The organism is Pseudomonas sp. WJP1 (assembly GCF_028471945.1).
Classification (GTDB): Bacteria; Pseudomonadota; Gammaproteobacteria; order Pseudomonadales; family Pseudomonadaceae; genus Aquipseudomonas.
In genome coordinates, this window is record NZ_CP110128.1 from 6171506 (window position 1) to 6195503 (window position 23998).

Sequence of the window (23998 nt, forward strand, 5' to 3'; positions counted from 1 at the left end):
AGTTCACTCGAACCGTCCCGCCCGCAACAACGCCTCAGGGCCGCGGAACATCCTCGACCATCTATCAGAGCCTCCTGCCCGATGCCCTTGCTTGAAACCCCGTTCGCCCAGCTCGACCTGATCCGCCAGCCCGAACAGCAGAACGAACCACTGCAAGCCTTTGATGCTGCAGATGAGTACCTGCTCAATCACCTGGCTGAACAGCTGCCCGCGGCAAATACGCGGGTGTTGGTGCTGAACGACAGTTTCGGCGCATTGGCCGTCAGCCTGGCAGGCAAGGTAAATGTGACCAGCAGCGGCGATTCGTTCCTGGCCTTGCAGGGGCTGGAAAAGAATCTGGCCCGTAATGGCCAGTCGTTTGATGCCGTGCCCCACGTACCGGCCAGCGAACCTTTCACGGGGCCTTTCGACCGCGTGCTGATCCGGGTGCCGAAGACACTGGCATTACTGGAAGAACAATTGATCCGCCTGCAAGGCCAATTGGCTCCCGGCGCCCAGGTGATCGCCGGGGCAATGATCAAACATCTACCGCGCGCGGCGGGCGATCTGCTTGAGCGCTATATTGGCCCTGTGCAGGCCTCGCTGGCGGTAAAAAAAGCCCGTCTGTTGATCGCTACGCCTCAAGCCAAAGCTGCCGTCGTCTCGCCCTACCCGACCCGCTATCGACTTGATGAGCCGGCGATCGAACTGCTCAATCACGCCAACGTGTTCTGCCGTGAAGGCCTGGACATAGGCACGCGAGCCTTCTTGCCGCACCTGCCGAAGAACCTTGGCAGCGCAAGGGTCGCCGATCTGGGTTGCGGTAACGGCGTGCTGGCCATCGCCAGTGCCCTACAAAACCCCGAGGCCCGCTACACGCTGGTAGATGAATCCTTCATGGCAGTGCAATCGGCCACCGAAAACTGGCGCGCCACGCTGGGTGAACGGGAGGTGATCGTGCGGGCCGGCGATGGCTTGGCCGGGCAGGAACCCCAGTCATTGGACGTGGTGCTCTGCAATCCACCGTTTCACCAACAACAGGTCGTCGGCGACTTCCTTGCCTGGCGGATGTTCCAGCAAGCCCGGGAGGCGCTGGTGGTGGGTGGTGCGCTGTACATCGTCGGCAACCGTCATTTGGGCTACCACAGCAAGTTGGCGCGGTTGTTCCGCGGGGTCGAGCAAGTGGCGGCCACCCCGAAATTCGTGATCCTCAAGGCTCGCAAGTAACGCGCAAAAAAACCCTCCAGCTGGAGGGTTTTTTATTTCACGCCCGGGAGGCTGCGGGACGGGATGTCGATTGTTTCAGTGAGTGCTCAGGCCTGCGGCGTTCATGAACATCCGCATCAGGCTGGCCACGATGAACAGCGCACCGACGCTGCCAGCCCAGATCATGGCCAACCAGCCGAGCCGCTGCCACAGCGGCTTTTTTTCGGCTTCTTCAATGTCGTGCAGGGAATGTTTACCGGCCATTTCTTAGTACTCCTGGGAAAAATGGCGCCTGTGAAGACGCCATCGCGAGCGAGCTTTGCTCCTACAGGTTTGATGCGTGCTCTAGTGGTAACCGTCTTCATGGGTAACCTTGCCGCGGAACACGTAATAGCTCCAGAAGGTGTAACCCAGGATGAACGGGATGATGAACAGCGTGCCCACCAGCATGAAGCCCTGGCTTTGCGGTGGTGCGGCGGCGTCCCAGATCGAGATCGAAGGCGGGACGATGTTCGGCCACAGGCTGATCCCCAGGCCGCTGTAACCGAGGAAGATCAGCACCAGTGTCAGCAAAAATGGTGTGTAGTGCGCGTTGCGGGCCACGGCACGGATCAGGCCATAGAGCGTCACCAGCACCAGGATCGGCACGGGCAGGAACCAGAACAGGTTCGGCAGGGTGAACCAGCGGGCTGCGATCTCGGCGTGGGCCAGCGGGGTCCAGATGCTGACGATACCGATCACCGCCAACAACACGAACGCCAGGGGTCGCGCCAGGTCGTGCATCTGTTCCTGCAACTTGCCTTCGGTCTTCATGATCAGCCAAGTGCAACCCAGTAGCGCATACGCCACCACCAGCGCCGCGCCGCAGAACAGGGTGAAGGGCGTCAGCCAATCCAGCGAACCGCCGGCAAACTGCCGATCGACCACTGGCAAGCCATCGATGAACGCCCCCAGCGCAACGCCCTGGAAGAACGTCGCAACAATCGAGCCACCGATGAACGCCTTGTCCCACAGGTGACGCTTGTCATCCTTGGCCTTGAAGCGGAACTCGAACGCCACGCCGCGGAAAATCAGCCCGATCAGCATGAAAATCAGCGGTAGATACAACGCCGAGAGCACCACCGAATAGGCCAGCGGGAAAGCCCCGAACAATGCCGCCCCGCCCAGTACCAGCCAGGTTTCGTTGCCGTCCCAGACCGGGGCGACGGTGTTCATCATGACGTCGCGGTCGGTCTTGCCGGGAATGAACGGGAAGAGGATGCCGATGCCCAGGTCAAACCCATCCATGACCACGTACATCATGATGCCGAAGATGATGATCACAGCCCAGATCAGCGGAAGATCAATACCCATGATTCAAATCTCCTTGGTCACGATGTGGTCGGCATCGGCATGATCGTCGTCGGCTGCGGAGAGCGGACGTGCCGGCGTGCGTTTCTGCCCGGGACCACCGTCGTTGGTTTCCTTGCCTTCGTCGATCTTCGGCCCCTTGCGCACCAGGCGCATCATGTAGCCGAGGCCGGCACCGAACAGGGCGAAATACACCACGACGAACAGGATCAGGGTGATGCTCATCTGCATCACGCTATGGTTGGAAGACGCGTCCGCCGTGCGCATCAGCCCGTAGACCACCCACGGCTGACGGCCGATTTCGGTGGTGAACCAGCCCGCGAGAATCGCAATCAGGCCGGACGGTCCCATCCACAACGCCAGGTACAGGAACGGCCGTGAGGTATAGAGCGTGTCGCGTTTACGCAGCCACAGGCTCCACAGACCGGTGAAGATCATCAGGAAACCCAGGCCGACCATGATCCGGAACGACCAGAACACGATGGTTGAATTCGGCCGGTCTTCGGGCGGAAATTCCTTGAGCGCCGGTACCTGCTTGTCCAGCGAGTGGGTCAGGATCAGGCTGCCCAGGTACGGAATCTCGACGGCGAACTTGGTTTTCTCTTCCTTCATGTCCGGCCAGCCGAACAGGATCAGCGGGGTCGCCTCGTTACCGTGGTTCTCCCAGTGGCCCTCGATCGCGGCGATTTTTGCTGGTTGATGTTCAAGCGTGTTGAGGCCGTGGAAGTCACCGATGACCGCCTGGATCGGCGCGACGATCAGCGCCATCCACATCGCCATGGAAAGCATCTTGCGGATCGCCGGGTTGTCCTTGCCGCGAAGCAAGTGCCAGGCCGCCGACGCACCGACGAAGAATGCTGTCGCGACGAACGCCGCCGTGGCCATGTGCATCAGGCGATAAGGGAATGAGGGGTTGAAGATCACCGCCAGCCAGTCGGTTGGTATGACCTGGCCATTGACGATTTCGAAACCTTGCGGGGTCTGCATCCAGCTGTTGGAGGCGAGAATCCAGAAGGTCGAGATCAATGTGCCGATGGCGACCATGACCGTGGCGAAGAAGTGCAAGCCGCGCCCGACCTTGTTCCAGCCGAACAACATCACACCGAGGAAACCGGCCTCAAGGAAGAATGCAGTCAGCACTTCATAGGTCAGCAGCGGCCCGGTCACGGAACCTGCGAAGTCCGAAAAACGGCTCCAGTTGGTGCCGAACTGATAGGCCATGACCAGTCCGGAGACCACACCCATGCCGAAGTTGACGGCAAAGATCTTCGACCAGAAATGGTAGAGGTCCCGGTAGGTGTCGTTATGGGTTTTCAGCCACAAGCCTTCGAGCACCGCCAGGTAACTCGCCAGGCCGATGGTGATGGCTGGGAACAGGATGTGGAACGAGATGGTGAACGCGAACTGAATTCGGGCGAGATCAAGTGCCTCTAAACCGAACATAAGTCTTCCTCTGTCAGGTAGTACGGCTGCGGGCTGGAAGCCTGCACCCACGGCCCCCACGGATATGGAGTGTGGCGAATCTCTGTTTGTTCTTTTTTTTGCACGCATCACAACGCAGGGAGTCTGGCCAACCGGCCGCCGGATCAATTCCTTTTGTGGGTTTTGATCTGGATCAAGCAACGATGAAAGAGTAGTCCCATTTGCAGGGATGACTCGCGTGGTCTTTTGCCGCGTGACAAGTTGCCTCACGGCTTTAGTCACAGGTGGAAATGAATTCCCGAGGGGCACCGGGCAGACAGGCAGTGAAATCGATGCTTGGCTAACGAAATTTTCTGCCACGGCAACTTCCTGTTACAGGTTGATGATAGTCTCGCCCTTTCTCTCCCCAGACTTGCCTTCAAATGCCCAGCCAAGAGCCCTTGCTGTTACGTCGCCATCGCCCTTTCATCGCCTTCTGGCTGGCCCGGGTGTTTACCGCCAGCGGTTTCCAGATGCTCACCGTGGCCATTGGCTGGAACCTCTACCAGCTGACCGGCAACGTACTTGACCTGGGCCTGGTCGGGCTCGTGGAGTTCGCTCCGCGCGTGCTGTTCATGCTGCACACCGGGCATGTCGCCGATCGCTACGACCGGCGCAAGGTCGCGGCCATCTGCCAGTCCCTGCAAGCGCTGATCGCCCTGTCGCTGGCAATCGGCAGCGCGACCGACCATGTCACCCGGGAAATGATCTTCATCCTTGCGTTCCTGCTCGGCGCCGCACGCTCCTTCGAAATGCCGACCACCCAAGCCTTGCTCCCGAGCATCGTGCCGAGCGCACTGTTTCCCCGGGCCGTGGCCGCCGCGCAGTCGGCCCAGCAATCGGCGACCATCGTCGCCCCGGCCCTCGGTGGCTTGCTCTACGCCTTCGGCAGCGTCTGGGTGTATGGCCCAACGGTGATCCTGTACATCATCGCCTGCACGCTGATGCTGAACCTGCCCGCCCGGCAAACGCCCCTGAACAAGGGCAAGGCCACACTGGACTCACTGTTGGCGGGCATCCGTTTCATCCGCAGTCGCCCGGACATTCTCGGGGCCATTTCCCTCGACCTGTTCGCTGTCCTGCTGGGGGGCGCGACGGCCTTGCTGCCGGTGTTTGCCAAGGACATTCTGCTGACCGGGCCCTGGGGGCTGGGCCTGTTGCGATCGGCACCGGCGGTGGGTGCATTGCTGATGTCGCTGTTCCTGGCGCGCTTTGCCGTGGAACGCAATGTTGGACGGGTGATGTTCACCGCCGTGGGTGTGTTCGGCGTGGCAACGATCGCCTTCGGCCTGTCGACCTCGTTCTGGTTTTCATTGGCCGTGCTGGTGGTCCTGGGGGCGGCCGACATGATCAGCATGGTGATCCGCGCATCCTTCGTGCAACTGGAAACCCCGGACGAAATGCGCGGCCGGGTGAGCGCCGTGAACGGCCTGTTCATCGGGGCCTCAAACCAATTGGGCGAATTCGAATCCGGCCTGACCGCCCACTGGTTCGGCACCGTGCCGGCGGTGGTCATGGGCGGTATCGGTACGCTGGTGGTCACCGGGACCTGGATCAAACTGTTCCCGACCCTGGCCAACCGCGACCGGATGCATGTGCCGGTGGAAGAGGTGAAGGCCTGAGGCCGCTGCCGATCACAAATTTGCCGACCAGATGCAATACATAGTTAACGCATAGAGTGTAATGTATCGCCTTACACTTCCCCCATGATCAGATCCTTTCAGCACAAAGGCCTTCGTGGCTTCTATGAAACAGGTTCGACTCGGGGAATTCGCGCAGATCATGCGAAACGTCTGGGGCGTATGCTGCAATTCATGGATCGCGCAGCGGTACCCGGCGACCTCGACCTTCCAGGGTGGCGGTTACATCCCCTCAAGGGAGAGTTGGCCGAGTACTGGTCACTGACCGTTTCCGGAAACTGGCGGGTCATTTTTCGATTTACCGGATCGGATATCGAACTGGTCGACTATCTGGACTATCACTGACAGGAGGCAGGACATGCCCATGCACAACCCGCCGCACCCTGGCGAAACACTGTTGATGGATGTATTGCCTGAACTGGGCATCAGCGTCGCAGAACTCGCCCGGCACCTTGGGTTTGCGCGCCCGCATCTGTCGCGGGTGCTGCATGGACATGCACCAGTCAGTCCCGATTTGGCCGTGCGTTTGGAACGCGCAGGGATCGGCAAGGCCCGCATGTGGTTAGGGGTACAGACCGATTATGATCTGTGGCAAGCGGAGCAGCGTGAGCAACCGCCCATCAAACCCATCGCCGCTCACGCCTGACGCCGCCTAAACCAACAACTCCCCCGCCACCATCGCCCGCGTGGCTTTGCCGCAGAGCTGTTCCACCAGCGTCAGCGCAAATGCCAAGGCGCCACCCGAGCCTTGGGCGGTGATGCAATTGCCGTCGACCACCACCGGTTGATCGACGAAGTTGCAACCCGACAGTTGATGGCTGGCCGAAGGCAGGCAAGTCATGCGTCGCTGGCGCAGCACGCCGAAGGTTTGCAGTGCTACCGCGGGCGCTTCGGCAATGCCGGCGAACAGGCGGCCCGCCGCGGCCTGGTCCTTGACCAGTTGTTGCAGGGGTTGGTGGGCGGTCAGGTGTTGCGTCCCTACGGCACCGCCAGGCAGGACGATCAGATCGAATGGCTGGGCCAGCAAATCCACCAGCATCGCATCGCACGTCAAGCGCGTGCCACGGGCACAGGTGAGCATGCGCCGCCCCTCGATGCTGGCGACCACCACCTCGACCTTGGCGCGGCGCAATACATCGATCAAGGTCACTGTCTGCAGGTCATCGGCGCCCTCGGCGAGGGTAATCAAGGCTCGAAAGGTCATGGGAACAATCCACGGAATGGTTCCTAAAGCGTAGTCAGCTTTCCTGACGCTTGTTCGGGCCCCTGTCGTTACTTGATGTAAAGCTGGGTCGACATCGTGTTGCCCGGCGCGTTGATCGAAGTGTTGCTGAAGGTGAACGTACCTTCCTGCTTACCCGCCAGATTGAAAATGTACAGGTTGCCGACGACCTTGGTCCTTTGCGAGCAGTCGGTCAGGTTGCCGTTATCATAGGCGCAGACCGGCGTACGGGTGCCATCCACTTCGAAGCCATCCAGCGCGACATGGGGCTGGCTGCGCCCATAGCCCACTTCCAGCACGTAGATCCTGATGTTCGGGCCCGCGTGGTTGCAGCGGGTCTGTGCCTGCCCTTCTTCAATCGTCTCGAAACCACAGCCTGGCGACTCGACCTTGAGCACTTTTACCTGGGTCAAGGGCGGCGCCGATGCCGCCAAGGCGGATTGTGCCGCCAGCGACAATGCCATCAAGACACCGGACATGATCATCAGACGCTTTTTCATCCCGTTACCACCGCGAAAAACCAGCGCGCAGTATGGCGGGTTTGGATTAAACGCAAAACATCGACGACGATCACCGCCATAAGCAGCCATAACCCCACGCTGCTGGTATGATGCGCGGCTTTTTCCGGCCCACAGTAATTTCCCAGGCGCGTTCAGTGCTCTGTGCTTTGCTGTTGAGGTCGATACATTCACGGCGCCGGGCGCGCCACGGGGAGCAGACATGCTGGAAAGGCTGTTTCAACTCAAGGCACACAACACCAACGTGCGGACCGAGATTCTGGCGGGCGTCACCACCTTCCTGGCCATGGCCTACATTCTGTTCGTCAACCCGAGCATCCTCGGCGAGACGGGCATGGACAAGGGCGCGGTGTTCGTCGCCACCTGTCTGGCAGCCGCCATCGGTTCCGCGGTCATGGGCCTGATTGCCAACTACCCGATCGCGCTCGCGCCGGGCATGGGCCTGAACGCCTTCTTCACCTACACCGTGGTCCTGCACATGGGCCATACCTGGCAAGTAGCGCTGGGTGCGGTGTTCATCTCGGCCGTGTGCTTCTTCCTGCTGTCGATCTTCCGCATCCGTGAATGGATCATCAACAGTATCCCGCTGCCGTTGCGCTCGGCCATTGCCGCCGGTATCGGCCTGTTCCTGGCGCTGATCGCCCTGCACAACGCCGGCATCGTGGTCAGCAACCCGGCGACCATGGTCGGCCTCGGTGACCTGAAACAACCGGCACCGATCCTCGCGACCCTGGGCTTTGCCCTGATTGTTGCCCTTGAAGCCCTCGCCGTGCGCGGTGCGGTGCTGATCGGTATCCTGGTGGTGACCATTGTTTCCATCCTGATGGGCTTCACTCCGTTCGGCGGCGTGATGTCGATGCCGCCATCGCTGGCCCCGACCTTCCTGCAGCTGGACATCAAGGGCGCACTGGACATCGGTCTGGTCAGCGTGATCTTCGCTTTCCTGTTCGTCGACCTGTTCGACAACTCCGGCACCCTGATCGGCGTTGCCAAGCGCGCCGGGCTGATGGGCAAGGACGGCCACATGCCGAAAATGGGCCGCGCGCTGATCGCCGACAGTACTGCCGCGATGGCCGGGTCCCTGCTGGGCACCTCGACCACGACCAGCTACATCGAATCCGCTGCTGGCGTGAGTGCGGGCGGCCGCACCGGCCTGACCGCCATCGTCGTGGCGATCCTGTTCCTGCTGGCGCTGTTCTTCTCGCCGCTGGCCGCCAGCGTGCCTGCGTTCGCCACGGCACCGGCACTGCTGTTCGTCGCCGTACTGATGACATCCGGCCTGGCCGAAATAGACTGGGACGACATTACCGTCGCCGCGCCGGTCGTTATCACCGCGCTGGCCATGCCGTTTACTTATTCCATTGCCAATGGCATCGCCTTCGGTTTCATCGCCTGGACCGCCATCAAGCTGATGTCCGGTCGTGGCCGTGAGCTGAATCCGGCGCTGGTGATCCTGTCGATTCTGTTCGTGATCAAGCTCGGTTGGTTCAACGCATGACTTTTGATTCCCAGGCCTACGCCGTCCAGCTCGAAGACAAGGTCACGCGTTTGCGTGACCTGCTGGCGCCATTCGATGCACCGGAGCCGGTCGTCTTCGACTCGCCACTGCAGAATTTCCGACTGCGCGCCGAATTCCGCCTGTGGCGCGAAGCCGGCGAGCGCCATTACGCAATGTTTTCCCAGGAAGACAAGCGCACGCCGATCCTGATCGAAGAATTCCCGATCGCCAGCCAACGCATCAATCAATTGATGCCGCAGCTCAAGGCCGCATGGCAAGCCAGTGCAGCCCTGAGCCACAAGCTGTTCCAGGTGGAGTTCCTGACCACCCTGGCCGGCGATGCGATGATCACCCTGTGCTACCACCGCCCGCTGGACGAGCACTGGCACACAGCGGCCTCGAAACTGGCTGCCGACCTCAACGTCAGCGTGATCGGTCGGTCGAAGGGCAAGCGCGAGGTCATTGGTCACGATTACGTCGTCGAGAAACTTGAAGTCGGCGGCCGCACCTTCAGCTATCGCCAGCCAGAAGGCGCCTTCACCCAGCCAAACGGCACCGTGAACCAGAAGATGCTCAACTGGGCGTACGACGCGCTGGGTGATCGCGCGGACGATTTGCTGGAACTGTATTGCGGCAATGGCAACTTCACCCTGCCGCTCGCCACCCGCGTGCGCAAAGTGCTGGCGACCGAAATCAGCAAGACCTCGGTCAATGCGGCGCTGAGTAACCTCAGTGAAAACGCTGTGGATAACGTCACCCTGGTGCGCCTGTCCGCCGAAGAACTGACCGAAGCGCTGAACGAAGTGCGCCCGTTCCGCCGCCTGCACGGCATCGACCTCAAGAGCTACGAGTTCGGCAGCGTCTTCGTCGATCCGCCGCGCGCCGGCATGGACCCGGATACCTGCGAGCTGACCCGACGCTTCGACAACATCCTCTACATTTCCTGCAACCCGCAAACCCTGGCGGACAACATCGCCCAACTGCACGACACCCACCGCATCACCCGATGCGCGATGTTCGACCAGTTCCCGTGGACGCATCACATGGAGTCCGGGGTGTTGTTGACCCGCCGGTAATTGCAGAAGCCACAAACAAATCAGCCGTCATCACGACGGCTTTTTTGTGCCTGTTCAAACGACAACATCGACTTTGCGTGGACGTCCACCTTTCCTGCCATTGGCCCTCGCAGCCTCGGCCTTGGCAGCGCTGCTCTGGCGGCCATTGCGCGAGGCAATCACCGATGCGGCCATGGCCATCAATGGCTTGCTCGCCGAGATCATGCCGGCGAGAGATACATGCACATCCTTTCCTTCATGGCACAGTGCGGTACCCGCGTAGCCAATGGTCAGGCCTGCGAAATCCTCGACTTCGAAACCATCGAACTCAGAATAATTCACCACGGGCAGCAATATGCCGCTGCCATCTTCGAAGCTTACCGCCAGACAAGGTGCCAGGAAGGTAACTGCCGTCGCGTGCAGGCCGCTGTTCCTGCGTAATTTCCCACGCTCAATCGCTTCGTCCAGGCTATGTTCCGTTATCGGGGTGTCTGCCTGGACCTTGGTTTTTACCGTTTTCATAACTCGATCTCCACAGCTTCCCGTGTACTTATCAGGAATAACCGCGTCGTGTTCTTTTCAGGTTCGTAGCAAGCCGAGCCAATCATGTTGGTGGTGCTGGCAATCCTGTTAACCACAACGACTTCGTTGCTTTGCCAGTCCCACAATTGATTATCAAGGCAGACCGTTTTCAGCTTTCGCCACCAGATGCCACGGGCACGCAGCAAATGGACAGGTTGCTTGAGCGACTGACGTAACCCTTCCAGCACCGCCAACGGTGGCCGACGCGAGAGCGGAACAACGTCCCAGAGCTCTACGCCGTTGTGCCAGAAGCTGAACTTGAACCGAGCGCTCCAGCCTCCTCCATCGACATGCGCATGGGGCGGACAATGCTCGTCACGCAACATGATCACCACCGAGAGACCTCTGTAGCTGCATATTTTCATGCTAACCCATCCGTTAGGTTATTGAATCGAAAGATTCGACATTCCCTGGAAAACCTGACGACCGGTGCCATACCCCCAATCGTCAACACGCCTCTGAGACTAGCGCCCCGCAGCGCCCTGTACCGACAACGGCCCCGGTAAAATCGTAAGCATTGCTTTCACCACGCCCACAAAAAAGCCGTCGTTCAGACGGCTTTTTGTTTTTCGTGAAATCATCCCGGCAGGTTTTTTCGATACTCAGTCGTGGTAATCCCCTTATACCCCCAGTTATCGGTATCGATTTCTTCGATCACGATGTGGGTCAGCTCCGGCGGCTTGCCGAGGACGCGCTGCAGGGTCTCGGTGATTTCGGCGATGACCTGGGCTTTCTGCTCACGGGTTACGCCGTCTCGGGTGATGCGTACGCTGACGAAAGGCATGCTGCTTCTCCTGCTCGCTCATTAAGTGAGGCTGACTGTATCTGCGTACGGGCATTTGATAAATACTGATCCTCAGACTTCATTTGATCCCCGGTGTAATTAATCATGCAGCGACAATTCGACGATCTTCAACTGGGCAGCATCGAGCTGTTTTGCCTGGCCGCCGAAGCCGGCAGCTTCACGGCCGCAGCGCTGGTGGCGGGGGTCACGCCGGCCGCGGTGAGCCGCTCGGTGTCGCGCATGGAAGAACGCCTTGGCGTGCGGCTGTTTGCGCGCACAACGCGCAGCGTAAAGCTGACCGACAGTGGTCGGCGTTACTACGAAGAATGCCGCCAGGCACTCGCGCAACTGGTGGAAGCCCAGCGCGAAGTCATGGGCCAGCAACAGGTGCCTTCAGGCACCCTGCGCATCAGCATCCCGACCACCTATGCCCACCACCGCATCCTGCCGTTGCTGCCGGCCTTTCGCGCGCGTTTTCCGGCGGTGAAGGTCGAGTCGCACATCAGTAACCGCAACATCGATTTCGTCGGCGAAGGCTATGACATGGCCATTCGCGTGCGTGCGATTCCCGATTCCGGCCTGATCGCCCGGCAGCTGGAAGACGCCGCGCTGGTGATGATTGCCAGCCCCGAATACCTCAAGCGTGCCGGTACGCCGCAAACCCTCGACGACCTGCAACAGCACGAATGCATTCAATACGAACTGCCCAGCAGTGGCCGGCGCATTGCCTGGTTGTTCAGCGACAACGGCGTGCAACGGGAGATTCTGGCCGAGGGCAACTTCGTTTGTTCCGACGATGTATTAGGTGGCGTCACCCTGGCGAAACATGGCGCGGGGTTGTTTCAGACCTATCGATTTATCGTCGAAAAAGAACTGGCCGATGGCTCGCTGGTGGAGGTGCTCAAGCCTTTTGGGGGGCGTTCACGGCCGTTTACCTTGCTATATCCGCAAAGTCGCCACATGCCCCTGCGGTTGCGCGCGTTTATCGACTTCCTGGTGGAGCAGTTACCACGCTGAAGCGATACCGTCCGATCACCGCACACAAAAAGACCGTGGGCGGGATGTCCAATTGACCATATTAACCATCTGGTACATTTTATCTCCACAGGCTGAAACCTCGGCCAATGCCAAAAATAATACGTGGAGAAAACCAATGCCCCCCATCATTCTGGTGCTCAACGGCCCGAATCTGAACCTGCTTGGCACCCGTGAACCGGCGACCTATGGCCATGAAACCCTGGCAGATGTTTCCGCGCTGTGCGGCCGGGCCGCCGAAGAGTTCGGCCTGGCGGTGGAGTTTCGCCAGACCAACCATGAAGGCGAACTGCTCGACTGGATTCACGCCGCCCGCGGCCGTTGTGCCGGGATCGTGATCAACCCGGCGGCCTGGACGCACACCTCGGTGGCGATCCGCGACGCGCTGGTCGCCAGCGAACTGCCGGTGATCGAAGTGCACCTGTCCAACGTTCACGCCCGCGAGCCTTTCCGCCACCACTCCTTCGTCTCGGCCATTGCCACGGCGGTAATGGCTGGCTTCGGTAGCCATGGCTATCGCCTGGCCCTGGAACATTTCAGTCAACGTCTGAAGGGGCAAGCAGCATGAACCAGAACCAAACGGTATTGGCCGGACTGATCGGCGCCGGCATCCAGGCGTCCCGCACCCCGGCGCTGCACGAGCACGAGGGCGATGCCCAGGGCATGCGTTACCTCTATCGGCTGATCGACCTCGATCAGTTGCAACTCGACAGCAACGCCCTGCCCGACCTGTTGACGGCCGCCGAGCGCATGAACTTCACCGGCCTGAACATCACCTTTCCGTGCAAGCAGGCGATCATCCCGCTGCTCGACGAGTTGTCGCCAGAGGCCCGGGGCATTGGCGCGGTGAACACCGTGGTGCTGAAGGACGGCAAACGCATCGGTCACAACACCGATTGCCTGGGGTTTGCCGAGGGTTTTCGCCGTGGCTTGCAGGGCGTTGCCGTTGAGCGCGTCGTACAAATGGGCGCCGGTGGCGCTGGTGCGGCCGTGGCCCACGCGCTGTTGAGCGAAGGCGTACGCCAACTGAGCATTTTCGATGTGGAAATCAGCCGCGCGCAGAGCCTGGCAGACAATCTCAACGAGCATTTCGGCAGTAACCGCGCGGTGGCCGGTCATGATCTGGCACTGACCCTGGCCGAGGCTGATGGCCTGGTCAACACCACGCCCATGGGCATGAAAAAACTGCCCGGCATGCCGGTGCCGGTCGAGTTGCTTCGGGCTCAATTGTGGGTGGCGGAGATTGTTTACTTCCCGCTGGAAACCGAACTGCTGCGCAATGCCCGTGCACTGGGTTGCCGTACGCTCGATGGCGGGAACATGGCGGTGTTCCAGGCGGTGAAGGCATTCGAATTGTTCAGCGGCGTGGTGCCGGATGCGCAGCGGATGCTGGAGCACTTTCAGAGCATGAATGGCTGAAAGTCAAAAGATCGCAGCCTTCGGCAGCTCCTACAGAGGTACACAGGAACCCTGTAGGAGCTGCCGCAGGCTGCGATCTGTTCAGGCTTGCAGGTAGCGCAAAACCGACTCGCAAATCATCTCCCGATGACGCTGCTTGATGCTTTCGTCCGGCAAGTCGATCTGGAAGATCTCGCCGAAAGTGTGGCGGTTCGATACGCGATAGAAGCAGAACGAACTGATCAGCAAGTGCACGTCCAACGGATCCAGGCCGGTGCGGAACAGCCCCTGTTCAGCACCGCGCCGCAGGATCTCGCCCAGTGAATCGAGGATGGTGTTGTTCATCGCCTTGATCGCATCCGAGCGCTTCACGAATTCGGCGTTGTGAATGTTCTCGATGCTGACGATGCGCACGAAATCGACATTGCGATCATGGTGATCGAAAGTGAACTCCACCAGCCGCCGAATCGCCTCCACCGGCGTCAGCTCCGCCAGGTGCAGACGGCTTTCGGTGTTACGGATATCGCCGTAGAGCTTTTCCAGCACCTCGACGTAGAGCTGTTCCTTACTGCCGAAGTAGTAATAGATCATGCGCTTGGACGTGTGGATGCGCTCGGCGATGGCATCGACGCGAGCCCCGGAAAGCCCTTGCTGAACGAACTCGACAATCGCTTCCTGCAGGATGTTTTCCCGGGTTTTTTCCGGGTTGTTCTTGCGACTCTTGCGCGGCTCGGCAATTGGTTGCTCAGGTGCTGCGGAGAGTTCTGATGTCATTGTCATTGCGGGCTCACGGCCATCACTGCACAGGCTGGCGATTATGAGCCGCGCCGCACAGTGAAGGAAGCCGTGCGGCAGCGGTTTGTCGGCGTCGTTACGATTTTCCTACAACTTTGCCTGACGCAAGGCACCGCTACGGGATTTGGCCATGGCCGCCAGGCGCACCGCCACGTTGGCCGCACCGTAACCGGCATAACCGTTCTTGCGCTGAATGATCTCGAAGAAGAAACGCCCCTCGAACGGCTCGGTGTACACGTGGAACAGTTCACCGCCCTGGGCATCACGGTCGTACAGCACGTTGTAATAGGCCAGTTCGCTGAGGAATTCGTCATCGAAATCGAAGCGTGCGGCCAGGTCATCGTAGTAGTTGAGCGGAATATCCAGCAGCGGCACGCCCGCCGCTTTGGCGCGACTAACTTCGGCAAAGATGTCGTCGCAATCGAACGCGATGTGGTGCACGCCGGAGCCGCGATAACTCGACAACGCGTGTGAGATGGCGGTGTTGCGGTTTTCGGAAATATTGAGCGGCAGGCGGATCGAACTGTCACGGCTGCGCAGCGCGCGGCTCTTCACCAGACCATAGGGATCGGGCAGCACCACTTCGTCATCGGCTTCAAAATCGAGCAGGCTCTTGTAGAACAGCACCCAACTGTCGAGACTGTCGGCGGGCAGCGCCATAGCCATGTGATCGATGCGCTTGAGGCCGCCGCTGCTCACCGCGGCCGGCTCCAGGTTGAAGTCGGTTCCATAGACATCGGCGTCTTGATCGACGAGGTAAATCAGGCTGCCATCCGGCGCGCGCACGGCGGCCAGTTCCAGTTCATTGGGGCCGACCAATCCGCGATACGGCTGGCCTTTGTAGGCCACCGCCCGGGCCAGCGCACTGGCGCTGTCCTTGACGCGCACGGCAGTGGCACACAGCGATGGACCATGCGCCTCGAAGAAGCTGTGGCCGAAGGAGTAAGGTTCGGAGTTGAGGATCAGGTTGATATCGCCCTGGCGCAGCAGGCTGACGCTCTTGGAGCGATGCTGCCCGGCCTTGACGAAACCCAGCCGCTCCAGCCAATGGGAGAGCTTGGCGCCGAGGCTTTCGTCCACGGCGAATTCGAGAAACTCGATGCCGTTGTATTCGCTGGCCTTCGGAGTCTCGAACAGGATCTCGGGGTTGCCGGCAGGCTTGGCCTCCTGGGCCAGGCGCTCGCGGGTTTTCTCTTCCAGGTACAGCAACGAGCGCAAGCCGTCAGCAGCGTTGGCCCGTGGCGGTGCGGCGCGGAAACCGTCGTTGAAGATCTCCAGCGACAGCGGACCGGTGTAGCCACTCTTGATGATCGGCGCGAGGAAGCCAGGCAAATCGAATTCGCCCTGGCCCGGGAAGCAACGGAAATGCCGGCTCCACTCGAGCACATCCATGGCCAGGATCGGTGCATCAGCCATTTGCACGAAGAAAATCTTATCGCCGGGAATCTCGGCGATAGCGCTCGGGTCGCCCTTGAGCGACAGCGTATGGAAACTGTCGAGCAACACGCCGAGGCTCGGATGATCGGCCTGACGAACGATGTTCCACACCTGTTGCCAAGTGTTCACATGCCGGCCCCAGGCCAGTGCTTCGTAACCGATGCGCAGACCGCGCGCGCCAGCGTGTTCAGCCAGCAGGCGCAAATCATCGACTAAAATCTGTTCATCACCGATGGAATCGGCCGAGGCGTTGCTGCACACCAGCACCAGGTCGGTGCCCAGTTCCTGCATCAGGTCGAACTTGCGCTCGGCCCGTTCCAGATTGCGCGACAAGCGGTCACGGCGGCAGCCTTCAAAATCCCGGAACGGTTGAAACAGGGTGATGGCGATCCCGAGATCGGCGCACATCTGTTTAATTTCCCGCGGGCTGCCGTCGTAGTAGAGAAGGTCGTTCTCGAAAATTTCGACGCCGTCAAAACCGGCGGCTGCAATGGCTTCGAGTTTTTCCGGCAGGGTACCGCTCAAGGACACGGTGGCAATGGAACGCTGCATTTTTTTCGACTCCCGGTGGAGGCTGCGGCTACAGGGAATATGCGCCGATTTTAAAAGAGTGAGCGAATTATTGAGCTGGCGGGTGCAATGAGCAATTTAAAGTGTACTACCCAGTTAGTTTTGCGTGCGATTATCGAACACAATGGACTTTAGCGAATTGACGATTTTTTGCTCAATGCGCAACATCAACACCACATTGAGTCCGGTCATCAACCGACGGCCTCAGTTAACAAAGACCCTGAACACCACATAAAAATTTCAAAAACCGGGTATATGCTCATGCGCTCATTTAACGCCTTGCTCACTCGAACCACCGTCATTACGCCCTGCCTGGCGTCCATCCGAACCTTGCGCACCGCCGGCACTCCCGTGCCGCTCGCTGAATAAACCGTCAGACGACGAAACCAGCCGATCAGTCCTGCGCCCATCGCCATCGATTGATCACGCGCCCTTGAAGTCCCGACGAGCCTTGCTTGTCAGTCATTGAACGGATGGCACACATGAATCCTACACCTAGCTCACGCATGGCTCCGGCCATGAGCGCTGCCTCTGGCGGCATCGGCGACAAAATCCGCGGCGCCATGGCTGTCGGCAAAACCCGTTGGGGCATGCTGGCGCTGGTGTTTTTCGCCACCACCCTGAACTACATCGACCGCGCCGCCCTCGGCGTCATGCAGCCCATCCTGGCCAAGGAAATGAGCTGGACGGCGATGGACTACGCCAACATCAACTTCTGGTTCCAGGTCGGCTACGCCATCGGTTTCGTGATACAAGGCCGCTTGATCGACCGGGTGGGCGTCAAACGCGTGTTCTTCTGCGCCGTGCTGCTCTGGAGCCTGGCGACCGGCGCCCACGGCCTGGCCACTTCGGCGGTTGGCTTCATGGTCTGCCGCTTCATTCTCGGCCTGACCGAAGCCGCCAACTACCCGGCCTGCGTGAAAACCACGCGCCTGTGGTTCCCGGCCGGCGAGCGCGCCGTGGCCACCGGCATTTTCAACGCCGGTACCAACGTCGGTGCGATGTTCACCCCGATGCTGTTGCCGCTGATCCTCCACGTCTGGGGCTGGCAAGCTGCCTTCCTGTGCATGTCGGCACTGGGCGGGATCTGGCTGCTGTTCTGGGGCCTGAAGTACTTCAACCCGGAAGATCACCCAAGCGTCAAACAGTCGGAACTGGACTACATCCAGAACGAAGTGGAACCGGAACAAACCCGCGTACCGTTCTCGAAGATCCTGCGCATGCGCGGCACTTGGGCCTTCGCCCTCGCCTACTCGATCACCGCGCCGGTGTTCTGGTTCTACCTGTACTGGCTGCCACCGTTCCTCAATCAGCAATACAACCTGGGCATCAACGTGACCCAGATGGGCATTCCGCTGATCATCATCTACCTCACCGCCGACTTCGGCAGTGTCGGTGGCGGGATCCTGTCCTCGTTCCTGATCGGTCGCGGCGTCAACCCGATCAAGGCGCGCCTGATGTCCATGTTCCTGTTCGCCTGCTGCATCATCGGCGTGATCATGGCGGCCGGCTCCAGCAACCTGTGGGTGGCGGTAGCCGCGATCTCCCTGGCCATCGGCGCGCACCAGGCCTGGACCGCGAACATCTGGAGCCTGGTGATGGACTACACGCCCAAGCACATGATGAGTACGGTGTTCGGCTTCGGCGGCATGTGCGCTGCGATTGGCGGGATGTTCATGACCCAGTTGGTCGGCCACATCCTGACCGTGACCAACAACAACTACACCGTGCTGTTCACCCTGATCCCGGCGATGTACTTCATCGCGCTGACCTGGCTGTACTTCATGGCACCGCGCAAGATCCCGAAAGTAGAAGACTGATGTTCCCTCGGCGCAGGCCCGGTTTCGGGCCTGCGCTTTTTTTGTGCCCGCTTTTTATGAATTCCTGAATGTCCATTCATCGCCAAGGAGGTGAAACCATGTCGCCAGGTCACCTGAGCATCGCCAAGCGCGCCATGATCAGCTTCGGCCTCATCGCCTTGCTGGTCCTGTTGCAAGGTTTGTTCGCCCTCAAGCAAGTAGCGCAAGTGCGCGCCACCGGTCAGCACACCGAGAACGTCTCCCTGCCCAGCACCCGTTACTTGGGAGAAATTCGCGACTACGTCCTGAGCATTCGCGTGCTCAGCCTGCGCATGGCGCTCAATCGCGAGCCCAAGGTGCTCGACGCGACCGTCACGCGCCTGCATCAGGTGCAGGGCTGGCTTGTACAGGCCCTGGACAAGTTCGCCCCGCTCGTAGGCGACTACAACCGGGCGCCGTACGAAAACTTCGTCGCGACGGTCACCCGCTACCGTGAGGCGCTGACGCGATACGAAAGCCTGTCGCAGGCAAACCACCTCGAAGAAATGACCGCGCTGCTCAATGGCGAAATCCAGGATTACTCGACCCGCAGCGGAGACCAGTTCGCCGAACTGGTGGCGCTCACCGCCAATGAAGTCAGCCAGTCCGCAGCGCAAGCCGACACACTCTATGGCCAGGTGAAGGTCACGGTGATCGGGGCCTTGCTGGGGGTGTCACTGCTGACCGCTCTACTCGCCTGGCTGTTGATTCGCAGCATCGTGGTGCCCATCCGCCAGGCCGTGGAAGTGGCCGAGCAAGTCGCCGCCGGCGATCTCGGCACGCCGATACAGAGCCAGGGCAGCGATGAAACGGCGCGCTTGCTCACCGCCCTGTCGATCATGCAGAACAGCCTGCGCGATACCCTGCAACGGATCAGCGCCGCATCGAGTCAACTGAACGCGGCTGCCGAGCAAATGAACCAGAGCACCCATCAGGATTCCGGGCGACTGCAGCAGCAACACAACGAAATCGAACAAGCCGCCACCGCGGTCAACGAGATGACCGTCGCCGTGGAAGAAGTCGCACGCAATGCGGTCTCGACATCTGACAGCACGCGCCAGTCGACACAGCAGGCCAGCCAGGGCCAGGCACGCGTCATCGAGACACTGGACTCGATTCAGGCCATGAGCGCCGATGCCGGCATTGCCCTGCAACAGGTGCAAACCCTGGCCGAGCAATCCCGGGAAATCGGCAAGGTGCTGGACGTGATTCGCGCCATCGCCGAGCAGACCAACCTGCTGGCGCTCAACGCCGCGATCGAAGCGGCCCGGGCCGGGGAAGCCGGGCGTGGTTTTGCGGTGGTCGCCGATGAAGTGCGCGCACTGGCCCATCGTACCCAGCAATCGACCCGGGAAATCGAACAGATGATCGGCCGGGTCCAGGGCGATACTGAGAGCGTGGTGTTGTCGATGCACGGCAACAGTCAGCGCGTCGCCCAGACCCTGTCGATCGCCGAACAGGCCGGCATCGCCTTGGCGCAAATCACCCGGGCCATGGAGCAGATCCACGAGCGCAACCTGGTGATCGCCAGCGCATCGGAAGAGCAAGCCGCCGTGGCCCGCGAGGTGGACAGGAATCTGCTGAACATCCGCGACCTGTCGCTGCAAAGTGCCGATGCCTCGACTCGCACCAGCGCCACCAGCCAGCAACTGTCGCAATTGGCCGCGGGCCTGCAAAACCTGGTGCTGCGCTTCAGGTTCTGAGTGAGCTCAGCGGCGGCTTTGTTGCCATGCCGCCGCCAGGCCACTGCAGCAAATGATGGCGATCCCGACGATGGTGGTCAGGGTCGGCGTGTGGGAAAACAGCAACCAGCCCAGCAGGCCGGCAAACACGATCTGGCAATAGCTGAAGGGCGCCAACAAGGCCGGCGCCGCATGGCGGAAGGCCTGGGTCAAGAACAGGTGTGCCGTCATGCCACAGGCGCCCAGCGCCAGCATCATCGCGCCGTGCAGCAAGGTCGGCACCTGCCAGAAGAACGGCACCAGCGCACTCATGACCAGGGTGTTGCACAGCCCGGCGAAGAAGTTGCTGGTGGTCGGGCTGTCGATCTCGCTGAGCTTGCGAGTCAGCAACTGGTAGAAGCAGAAAAACAATGCCGAGCACAACGGCAGCAGCACCGCCGGGGTGAACAGATCACCACCGGGGTGGACGATGATCAGCACCCCGATAAAACCGCAAATCACCGCCAGCCATTGGCCACGAGTGACCTTCTCCCCCAGCAACGGCACCGACAACGCAGTCACCAGCACCGGTGCGAGGAAGTTGACCGACGTTGCCTCGGCCAGCGGGATGTACATCAACCCCGTGGTGAAAAACAGGCTGGTGCCCAGCAGGCACAACGCGCGAACCAGTTGCAGCAGCGGCCGCTTGGTACGCAGCACGCGCAGCCCGGATTGCGGCAGGAATATCCCGGCCATCAGCAAGGTATGCACCACATAACGCGCCCACACCACCATCACAATCGGATAGAACCCGGAAAGGTACTTCGACAAAGCGTCATGACTGGAAAACAGGAAGGTTGCGACAACGATCAGCAGGATCCCTTTGAAGGGCTGATTGACGCCGGAAAACGGTGTGCTGACGGTCATTGGGGTTCCTTGTTCAAAAACAACACTTCGCGGGGCCTAGGTCAGCCGCGCGAGCAACTCTCGGGTTTTACTCAATGCCATCTGCGCCCGGTCCAGCCCACTCACGCCCTGCTCCAGCAGTTGCACGGTGGGAATCTCCAGGCTCAATGGAATGTTAGCTGGCAAACACCGCAACAGCCCCGGCAGATCACAATCGCCATCGCCGGGAAAACGCCGTTCGTTACGCGCCTGCCGCAAGATCTCTGCCATGTCTTGCGGCCTGGGCCCCGCCACGTCACACAACTGCGCATACCGTAACCGTGAGGGGGCAACCCTGGCCAGATCTTCCAGCCGCGACCCAGAGCGATCGAAGTGAAAAGCATCGACCAGCACCGCCGCGTTTTCACGATCGGCCTTTTCAACGATGCGCACGGCTTGCTGCAGATCCCGCGCGTCGGTCCAGGGCATGAACTCCAGGTGCGGATGCAACCCGTAAGGCGCCGCCAAATCACACAGCCGGGCAAAATTTTCTGTTAGTCGTTGCTCGTCAGGATCGTTACCCGCCACCAGCAACTCACTGGCACCGAATTCGGCACCCACTGCCAGCACCCGCTCGAAATCGGCAACAACGGTGTCCGGTTTGAGCCGCAGGATCTCGACATCCAACACTCGAATGCCGGTATCGCGCAGACGTGCCAGGGTCTGGCGCCGCAGATCTTCATCGGCCACCAGTGCAAAATGGTGTTCCTCTGGCGTCGCTGGCACCAGGCGCAAGCCGACATGGCTGTAACCGGCCCGCGCCGCGACCTCGACCATGTCCGGCGGTGACAACTCCAGCACGGTCAGACTGGCCAGGGAAAAGATTCGTTCACTCATGGTCAATCCTCGATCAAGGCGGGTGCGCAGGCGCGCCCGGTTTCAGCGGCTTGGCGAATCGCTTCGACCAACGCCAGGGTGCGGGCTGCATCGGCGGCGCTGACCAGCGGTTCGACTTCCCCACGCGCAACACGCACGAAGTGCTGCAACTGCAAGCGCAGCGCTTGATCGACACTGAAAGGCTCGTCAGTCGACTCCAGGGGTTGATGCCATCCACCGTCCGCTTGCGTGTAGTGCCAGCGCTTGAGCTGCGGGATGCTCAGCGCCCCAGCGGTGCCCGCCAGCAAATAGCACGGCTGGTCGGCCTGGCGTGGGTATACCGGATTCTCCCCGGAGCCCAGCTCCCAACTCCAGGGCGCCGCCACCGCATCGGACCCGGTCAGGCTGCCTAGCGCACCGTTGTCGAATTGCAGCAGCACGGCCGCGCAATCTTCGTTGCCAAACCCGCGCACGGCGTTACTGGTGATGGCCTGCACCTGGCAAACTTCGCCGCACAGGTGCCTGAGCAGATCGAGGTCATGGATCAGGTTGGTCAACAACATGCCCGCACCGGGCTCGCGGCGCCAGGCCGCTTCGAAATAACTATCGGGTTTGCGCAATTGCCAGAGCGCGGTGACGGTACTTAACCGGCCCAACGCGCCGCTGTGGACAAGTTCATGGGCGCGCACGATCAAGGGATTGTGGCGTCGATGATGGCCGACCAACACCGCAACGCCGCTCGACTTCGAGGCAGCCACCAGCTCACGGGCTTCATCCAGGTGCACACCCACCGGCTTTTCCAGCAACACCGGGATGCCGGCAGCCAGACAATCGAGCGCGGTGCTGACATGCAACGCATTCGGGTTGGCGATTATGACGGCCTCAGGCTTTGCCTGCTCCAGCATCTGACGATGATCGGCGAAATACTCCACACCCCATTCCTTCGCCAGACCCGGCGCTTGCGGGCCGGGGTCGGCCACTGCGCACAAGGTCGCTTCAGTCAGGGTTTTCAGATGCTGGTAATGCTGCTGGCCCATGGTGCCGGCACCAATAAGGGCTATTCGAAGGGGGGGCGAACTCATGCAGCGGTCCTCTTGTGGTTATTGTTGGAAGATGAATTTCAACAATTTAGAACCTGGTTCCAGATTCTTACACAGGCGTGCATTGAAAGTGTTCGAACAGCGCACAATTTTATGGAGTTCACAGCGATCAAAATGTGGGATCGGGCTTGCTCGCGAAGACGGAGTGTCAGTCGACATCATTGTTGCCTGACCCACCGCTTTCGCGAGCAAGCCCGCTCCCACAGGGGTTTTGTGCAGGACTCAGCTGAATAGCTCCGACGCCAGACTTGCCGCCGACAACTCATCGGTAAACGCCAACAACAACGGCGCCAACTCATGCAGCCGCGCGCCCGGCATCCGCGCACTCGGCCCGGCGATGCTGAGCACGCCGATCACCCGGCCATCACCGGGATGGCGCACCACCGCGGCAATCGCCGAGGTGCCTACCGCCGAACTTTCCTCGACACAGGCGTAGCCCTGCTCCCGTGCCAGGCGCAAGCGTTCCAGCAACTCAATATTGGACCTTGGGGCATTCGGGCCCAGCTCCAGTGGCCGGTCAACCGCCTGGCGTTCCACCAGCGACAAGGCTTCGGCATCGCTCATGCACGCCAGCCAGGCATGGCCGGAGGCGGTGTAGAACAGCGGCGCATCCCGGCCCATGTCCGGGTCATAGCGCAGGCCGGAACGAGCCCCCTGGGACTTGGCGATCCAGGTCTGGCGCTCGCCTTCGATGATCCCCAGGCGCACCAGTTCGCCGGTTTCCTGAGCCAGTCGGTCGAGCACCGGTTGCACGATATCGGCACCGCTGCTCGACAGATAACGGAAACCCATCGCCACCAGGCGGGTCGACAAGTGATAACGCAAGTTCTCCGGATTCTGCCGCACGTAGCCAAGCCGGATCAGCTCGGCAAGTAGCCTGTGGGTGGCACTCTTGGGGATGCCCAGTTGCTCCGCCAACACCTGCATCGGCAGGCCGCGAGGGTCGCTGGTGAGGCTTTCAAGCACACTGAAAACACGTTCGATCTGACTACCGGCCATGGGGGTATCCACACAAAATTTGCACGATTCTAGAAGACAACTCGAGGAATGCGAAATCTGGAACTGCCTGTCCGATAACCGCCCGCTTTACGCGGCATCGACTTGCCGG

Annotated in this window: 25 protein-coding genes; 11 read left to right on the forward strand and 14 right to left on the reverse strand. The window is 60.6% G+C overall.

Annotated elements, in window-relative coordinates; genetic code table 11:
• The first annotated feature begins 81 nt into the window (after positions 1 to 81).
• A complete protein-coding gene (locus tag OH720_RS27755; RefSeq protein ID WP_272603626.1) occupies positions 82 to 1206 on the forward strand; it encodes a methyltransferase in 1125 nt (374 codons plus the stop codon).
• Positions 1207 to 1281: 75 nt separating this feature from the next.
• On the opposite strand, the gene OH720_RS27760 is transcribed toward OH720_RS27755, so the two are convergent.
• From OH720_RS27760 to OH720_RS27770, 3 genes are all read right to left on the reverse strand, one after another.
• Positions 1282 to 1449, reverse strand: a complete 168-nt coding sequence (locus OH720_RS27760; protein ID WP_272603627.1) for a DUF2474 domain-containing protein — start codon at positions 1447 to 1449, stop codon at positions 1282 to 1284.
• 81 nt (positions 1450 to 1530) lie between these two features.
• Complete coding sequence (cydB, locus tag OH720_RS27765) at positions 1531 to 2538, reverse strand: cytochrome d ubiquinol oxidase subunit II (RefSeq protein WP_272603628.1); 1008 nt, start codon at positions 2536 to 2538, stop codon at positions 1531 to 1533.
• Positions 2539 to 2541: 3 nt separating this feature from the next.
• A complete protein-coding gene (locus tag OH720_RS27770; RefSeq protein ID WP_272603629.1) occupies positions 2542 to 3978 on the reverse strand; it encodes a cytochrome ubiquinol oxidase subunit I in 1437 nt (478 codons plus the stop codon).
• 401 nt (positions 3979 to 4379) lie between these two features.
• On the opposite strand from OH720_RS27770, the gene OH720_RS27775 reads away from it, so the two are divergent.
• The 3 genes from OH720_RS27775 to OH720_RS27785 all read left to right on the forward strand — a co-directional run bounded on the left by OH720_RS27775 (position 4380) and on the right by OH720_RS27785 (position 6282).
• Complete coding sequence (locus tag OH720_RS27775; protein WP_008066098.1) at positions 4380 to 5618, forward strand: MFS transporter; 1239 nt, start codon at positions 4380 to 4382, stop codon at positions 5616 to 5618.
• An 84-nt stretch (positions 5619 to 5702) separates the two neighbouring features.
• Positions 5703 to 5981, forward strand: coding sequence for a type II toxin-antitoxin system RelE/ParE family toxin (locus OH720_RS27780; protein WP_272603630.1), 279 nt, complete (start codon positions 5703 to 5705; stop codon positions 5979 to 5981).
• 13 nt (positions 5982 to 5994) lie between these two features.
• Positions 5995 to 6282 (forward strand): HigA family addiction module antitoxin, encoded by a 288-nt coding sequence (locus OH720_RS27785; RefSeq protein ID WP_180204523.1) that lies wholly within the window; start codon positions 5995 to 5997, stop codon positions 6280 to 6282.
• A 6-nt stretch (positions 6283 to 6288) separates the two neighbouring features.
• On the opposite strand, the gene OH720_RS27790 is transcribed toward OH720_RS27785, so the two are convergent.
• Together OH720_RS27790 and OH720_RS27795 are read right to left on the reverse strand one after the other, a co-directional pair.
• Positions 6289 to 6840 (reverse strand): DJ-1 family glyoxalase III, encoded by a 552-nt coding sequence (locus tag OH720_RS27790; protein ID WP_008066096.1) that lies wholly within the window; start codon positions 6838 to 6840, stop codon positions 6289 to 6291.
• A 68-nt stretch (positions 6841 to 6908) separates the two neighbouring features.
• The gene (locus OH720_RS27795) at positions 6909 to 7358 is read right to left on the reverse strand and encodes a DUF4879 domain-containing protein (protein WP_272603631.1); all 450 of its coding nucleotides are present in this window, start codon (positions 7356 to 7358) and stop codon (positions 6909 to 6911) included.
• Between the two features lie 220 nt (positions 7359 to 7578).
• On the opposite strand from OH720_RS27795, the gene OH720_RS27800 reads away from it, so the two are divergent.
• Together OH720_RS27800 and trmA are read left to right on the forward strand one after the other, a co-directional pair.
• Positions 7579 to 8874, forward strand: a complete 1296-nt coding sequence (locus OH720_RS27800) for an NCS2 family permease (RefSeq protein ID WP_008066092.1) — start codon at positions 7579 to 7581, stop codon at positions 8872 to 8874.
• On the forward strand, positions 8871 to 9950 hold the full coding sequence (trmA, locus tag OH720_RS27805; protein WP_272603632.1) for a tRNA (uridine(54)-C5)-methyltransferase TrmA: 1080 nt from the start codon (positions 8871 to 8873) through the stop codon (positions 9948 to 9950). The genes OH720_RS27800 and trmA overlap by 4 nt, the downstream gene beginning before the upstream one ends.
• A gap of 54 nt (positions 9951 to 10004) precedes the next feature.
• Here the strand turns inward: trmA and OH720_RS27810 are convergent, their stop codons facing one another.
• From OH720_RS27810 to OH720_RS27820, 3 genes are all read right to left on the reverse strand, one after another.
• On the reverse strand, positions 10005 to 10451 hold the full coding sequence (locus OH720_RS27810) for a DUF2442 domain-containing protein (RefSeq protein ID WP_272603633.1): 447 nt from the start codon (positions 10449 to 10451) through the stop codon (positions 10005 to 10007).
• Complete coding sequence (locus tag OH720_RS27815) at positions 10448 to 10876, reverse strand: DUF4160 domain-containing protein (RefSeq protein ID WP_272603634.1); 429 nt, start codon at positions 10874 to 10876, stop codon at positions 10448 to 10450. Before OH720_RS27815 ends, OH720_RS27810 begins: the two co-directional genes overlap by 4 nt.
• Before the next feature lie 212 nt (positions 10877 to 11088).
• Positions 11089 to 11295 (reverse strand): tautomerase family protein, encoded by a 207-nt coding sequence (locus tag OH720_RS27820; protein ID WP_047533558.1) that lies wholly within the window; start codon positions 11293 to 11295, stop codon positions 11089 to 11091.
• A gap of 105 nt (positions 11296 to 11400) precedes the next feature.
• Between OH720_RS27820 and OH720_RS27825 the strand changes: the two genes are divergently transcribed.
• From OH720_RS27825 to OH720_RS27835, 3 genes are all read left to right on the forward strand, one after another.
• A complete protein-coding gene (locus OH720_RS27825) occupies positions 11401 to 12312 on the forward strand; it encodes a LysR family transcriptional regulator (RefSeq protein WP_272603635.1) in 912 nt (303 codons plus the stop codon).
• Between the two features lie 136 nt (positions 12313 to 12448).
• Positions 12449 to 12898 carry a type II 3-dehydroquinate dehydratase gene (gene aroQ, locus OH720_RS27830; RefSeq protein ID WP_008066078.1) on the forward strand — a complete coding sequence of 150 codons (450 nt, stop codon included), beginning with the start codon at positions 12449 to 12451 and terminating at the stop codon, positions 12896 to 12898.
• Positions 12895 to 13749, forward strand: coding sequence for a shikimate dehydrogenase (locus OH720_RS27835; protein WP_272603636.1), 855 nt, complete (start codon positions 12895 to 12897; stop codon positions 13747 to 13749). Before aroQ ends, OH720_RS27835 begins: the two co-directional genes overlap by 4 nt.
• 81 nt (positions 13750 to 13830) lie before the next feature.
• On the opposite strand, the gene OH720_RS27840 is transcribed toward OH720_RS27835, so the two are convergent.
• Complete coding sequence (locus tag OH720_RS27840; RefSeq protein WP_272603637.1) at positions 13831 to 14508, reverse strand: TetR family transcriptional regulator; 678 nt, start codon at positions 14506 to 14508, stop codon at positions 13831 to 13833.
• 102 nt (positions 14509 to 14610) lie between these two features.
• On the reverse strand, positions 14611 to 16512 hold the full coding sequence (gene quiC / locus OH720_RS27845; RefSeq protein ID WP_008066075.1) for a 3-dehydroshikimate dehydratase QuiC: 1902 nt from the start codon (positions 16510 to 16512) through the stop codon (positions 14611 to 14613).
• A 500-nt stretch (positions 16513 to 17012) separates the two neighbouring features.
• Here quiC and OH720_RS27850 point away from each other — a divergent pair, with 500 nt between their 5' ends.
• The gene (locus OH720_RS27850) at positions 17013 to 18350 is read left to right on the forward strand and encodes an MFS transporter (RefSeq protein ID WP_180204514.1); all 1338 of its coding nucleotides are present in this window, start codon (positions 17013 to 17015) and stop codon (positions 18348 to 18350) included.
• Between the two features lie 98 nt (positions 18351 to 18448).
• Entirely contained in the window at positions 18449 to 20071 is a 1623-nt protein-coding gene (locus OH720_RS27855; protein ID WP_272603638.1) for a methyl-accepting chemotaxis protein, read from the forward strand.
• Positions 20072 to 20077: 6 nt separating this feature from the next.
• Here the strand turns inward: OH720_RS27855 and OH720_RS27860 are convergent, their stop codons facing one another.
• The 4 genes from OH720_RS27860 to OH720_RS27875 all read right to left on the reverse strand — a co-directional run bounded on the left by OH720_RS27860 (position 20078) and on the right by OH720_RS27875 (position 23889).
• The gene (locus OH720_RS27860; protein ID WP_272603639.1) at positions 20078 to 20956 is read right to left on the reverse strand and encodes a DMT family transporter; all 879 of its coding nucleotides are present in this window, start codon (positions 20954 to 20956) and stop codon (positions 20078 to 20080) included.
• A gap of 36 nt (positions 20957 to 20992) precedes the next feature.
• Positions 20993 to 21811 carry a sugar phosphate isomerase/epimerase family protein gene (locus OH720_RS27865; RefSeq protein ID WP_272603640.1) on the reverse strand — a complete coding sequence of 273 codons (819 nt, stop codon included), beginning with the start codon at positions 21809 to 21811 and terminating at the stop codon, positions 20993 to 20995.
• Positions 21812 to 21813: 2 nt separating this feature from the next.
• Positions 21814 to 22872, reverse strand: coding sequence for a Gfo/Idh/MocA family protein (locus tag OH720_RS27870; protein ID WP_272603641.1), 1059 nt, complete (start codon positions 22870 to 22872; stop codon positions 21814 to 21816).
• A 240-nt stretch (positions 22873 to 23112) separates the two neighbouring features.
• Entirely contained in the window at positions 23113 to 23889 is a 777-nt protein-coding gene (locus OH720_RS27875; protein ID WP_272603642.1) for an IclR family transcriptional regulator, read from the reverse strand.
• Positions 23890 to 23998: the final 109 nt, after the last annotated feature.

What these genes read in the sequence shown, in the direction of transcription:
- OH720_RS27755 (WP_272603626.1), top strand. Translation starts at nt 82, where the DNA reads ATGCCCTTGCTTGAAACCCCGTTCGCCCAGCTCGACCTGATCCGCCAG.
- OH720_RS27760 (WP_272603627.1), bottom strand. Translation starts at nt 1,449, where the DNA reads ATGGCCGGTAAACATTCCCTGCACGACATTGAAGAAGCCGAAAAAAAG.
- cydB (WP_272603628.1), bottom strand. Translation starts at nt 2,538, where the DNA reads ATGGGTATTGATCTTCCGCTGATCTGGGCTGTGATCATCATCTTCGGC.
- OH720_RS27770 (WP_272603629.1), bottom strand. Translation starts at nt 3,978, where the DNA reads ATGTTCGGTTTAGAGGCACTTGATCTCGCCCGAATTCAGTTCGCGTTC.
- OH720_RS27775 (WP_008066098.1), top strand. Translation starts at nt 4,380, where the DNA reads ATGCCCAGCCAAGAGCCCTTGCTGTTACGTCGCCATCGCCCTTTCATC.
- OH720_RS27780 (WP_272603630.1), top strand. Translation starts at nt 5,703, where the DNA reads ATGATCAGATCCTTTCAGCACAAAGGCCTTCGTGGCTTCTATGAAACA.
- OH720_RS27785 (WP_180204523.1), top strand. Translation starts at nt 5,995, where the DNA reads ATGCCCATGCACAACCCGCCGCACCCTGGCGAAACACTGTTGATGGAT.
- OH720_RS27790 (WP_008066096.1), bottom strand. Translation starts at nt 6,840, where the DNA reads ATGACCTTTCGAGCCTTGATTACCCTCGCCGAGGGCGCCGATGACCTG.
- OH720_RS27795 (WP_272603631.1), bottom strand. Translation starts at nt 7,358, where the DNA reads ATGAAAAAGCGTCTGATGATCATGTCCGGTGTCTTGATGGCATTGTCG.
- OH720_RS27800 (WP_008066092.1), top strand. Translation starts at nt 7,579, where the DNA reads ATGCTGGAAAGGCTGTTTCAACTCAAGGCACACAACACCAACGTGCGG.
- trmA (WP_272603632.1), top strand. Translation starts at nt 8,871, where the DNA reads ATGACTTTTGATTCCCAGGCCTACGCCGTCCAGCTCGAAGACAAGGTC.
- OH720_RS27810 (WP_272603633.1), bottom strand. Translation starts at nt 10,451, where the DNA reads ATGAAAACGGTAAAAACCAAGGTCCAGGCAGACACCCCGATAACGGAA.
- OH720_RS27815 (WP_272603634.1), bottom strand. Translation starts at nt 10,876, where the DNA reads ATGAAAATATGCAGCTACAGAGGTCTCTCGGTGGTGATCATGTTGCGT.
- OH720_RS27820 (WP_047533558.1), bottom strand. Translation starts at nt 11,295, where the DNA reads ATGCCTTTCGTCAGCGTACGCATCACCCGAGACGGCGTAACCCGTGAG.
- OH720_RS27825 (WP_272603635.1), top strand. Translation starts at nt 11,401, where the DNA reads ATGCAGCGACAATTCGACGATCTTCAACTGGGCAGCATCGAGCTGTTT.
- aroQ (WP_008066078.1), top strand. Translation starts at nt 12,449, where the DNA reads ATGCCCCCCATCATTCTGGTGCTCAACGGCCCGAATCTGAACCTGCTT.
- OH720_RS27835 (WP_272603636.1), top strand. Translation starts at nt 12,895, where the DNA reads ATGAACCAGAACCAAACGGTATTGGCCGGACTGATCGGCGCCGGCATC.
- OH720_RS27840 (WP_272603637.1), bottom strand. Translation starts at nt 14,508, where the DNA reads ATGACAATGACATCAGAACTCTCCGCAGCACCTGAGCAACCAATTGCC.
- quiC (WP_008066075.1), bottom strand. Translation starts at nt 16,512, where the DNA reads ATGCAGCGTTCCATTGCCACCGTGTCCTTGAGCGGTACCCTGCCGGAA.
- OH720_RS27850 (WP_180204514.1), top strand. Translation starts at nt 17,013, where the DNA reads ATGAATCCTACACCTAGCTCACGCATGGCTCCGGCCATGAGCGCTGCC.
- OH720_RS27855 (WP_272603638.1), top strand. Translation starts at nt 18,449, where the DNA reads ATGTCGCCAGGTCACCTGAGCATCGCCAAGCGCGCCATGATCAGCTTC.
- OH720_RS27860 (WP_272603639.1), bottom strand. Translation starts at nt 20,956, where the DNA reads ATGACCGTCAGCACACCGTTTTCCGGCGTCAATCAGCCCTTCAAAGGG.
- OH720_RS27865 (WP_272603640.1), bottom strand. Translation starts at nt 21,811, where the DNA reads ATGAGTGAACGAATCTTTTCCCTGGCCAGTCTGACCGTGCTGGAGTTG.
- OH720_RS27870 (WP_272603641.1), bottom strand. Translation starts at nt 22,872, where the DNA reads ATGAGTTCGCCCCCCCTTCGAATAGCCCTTATTGGTGCCGGCACCATG.
- OH720_RS27875 (WP_272603642.1), bottom strand. Translation starts at nt 23,889, where the DNA reads ATGGCCGGTAGTCAGATCGAACGTGTTTTCAGTGTGCTTGAAAGCCTC.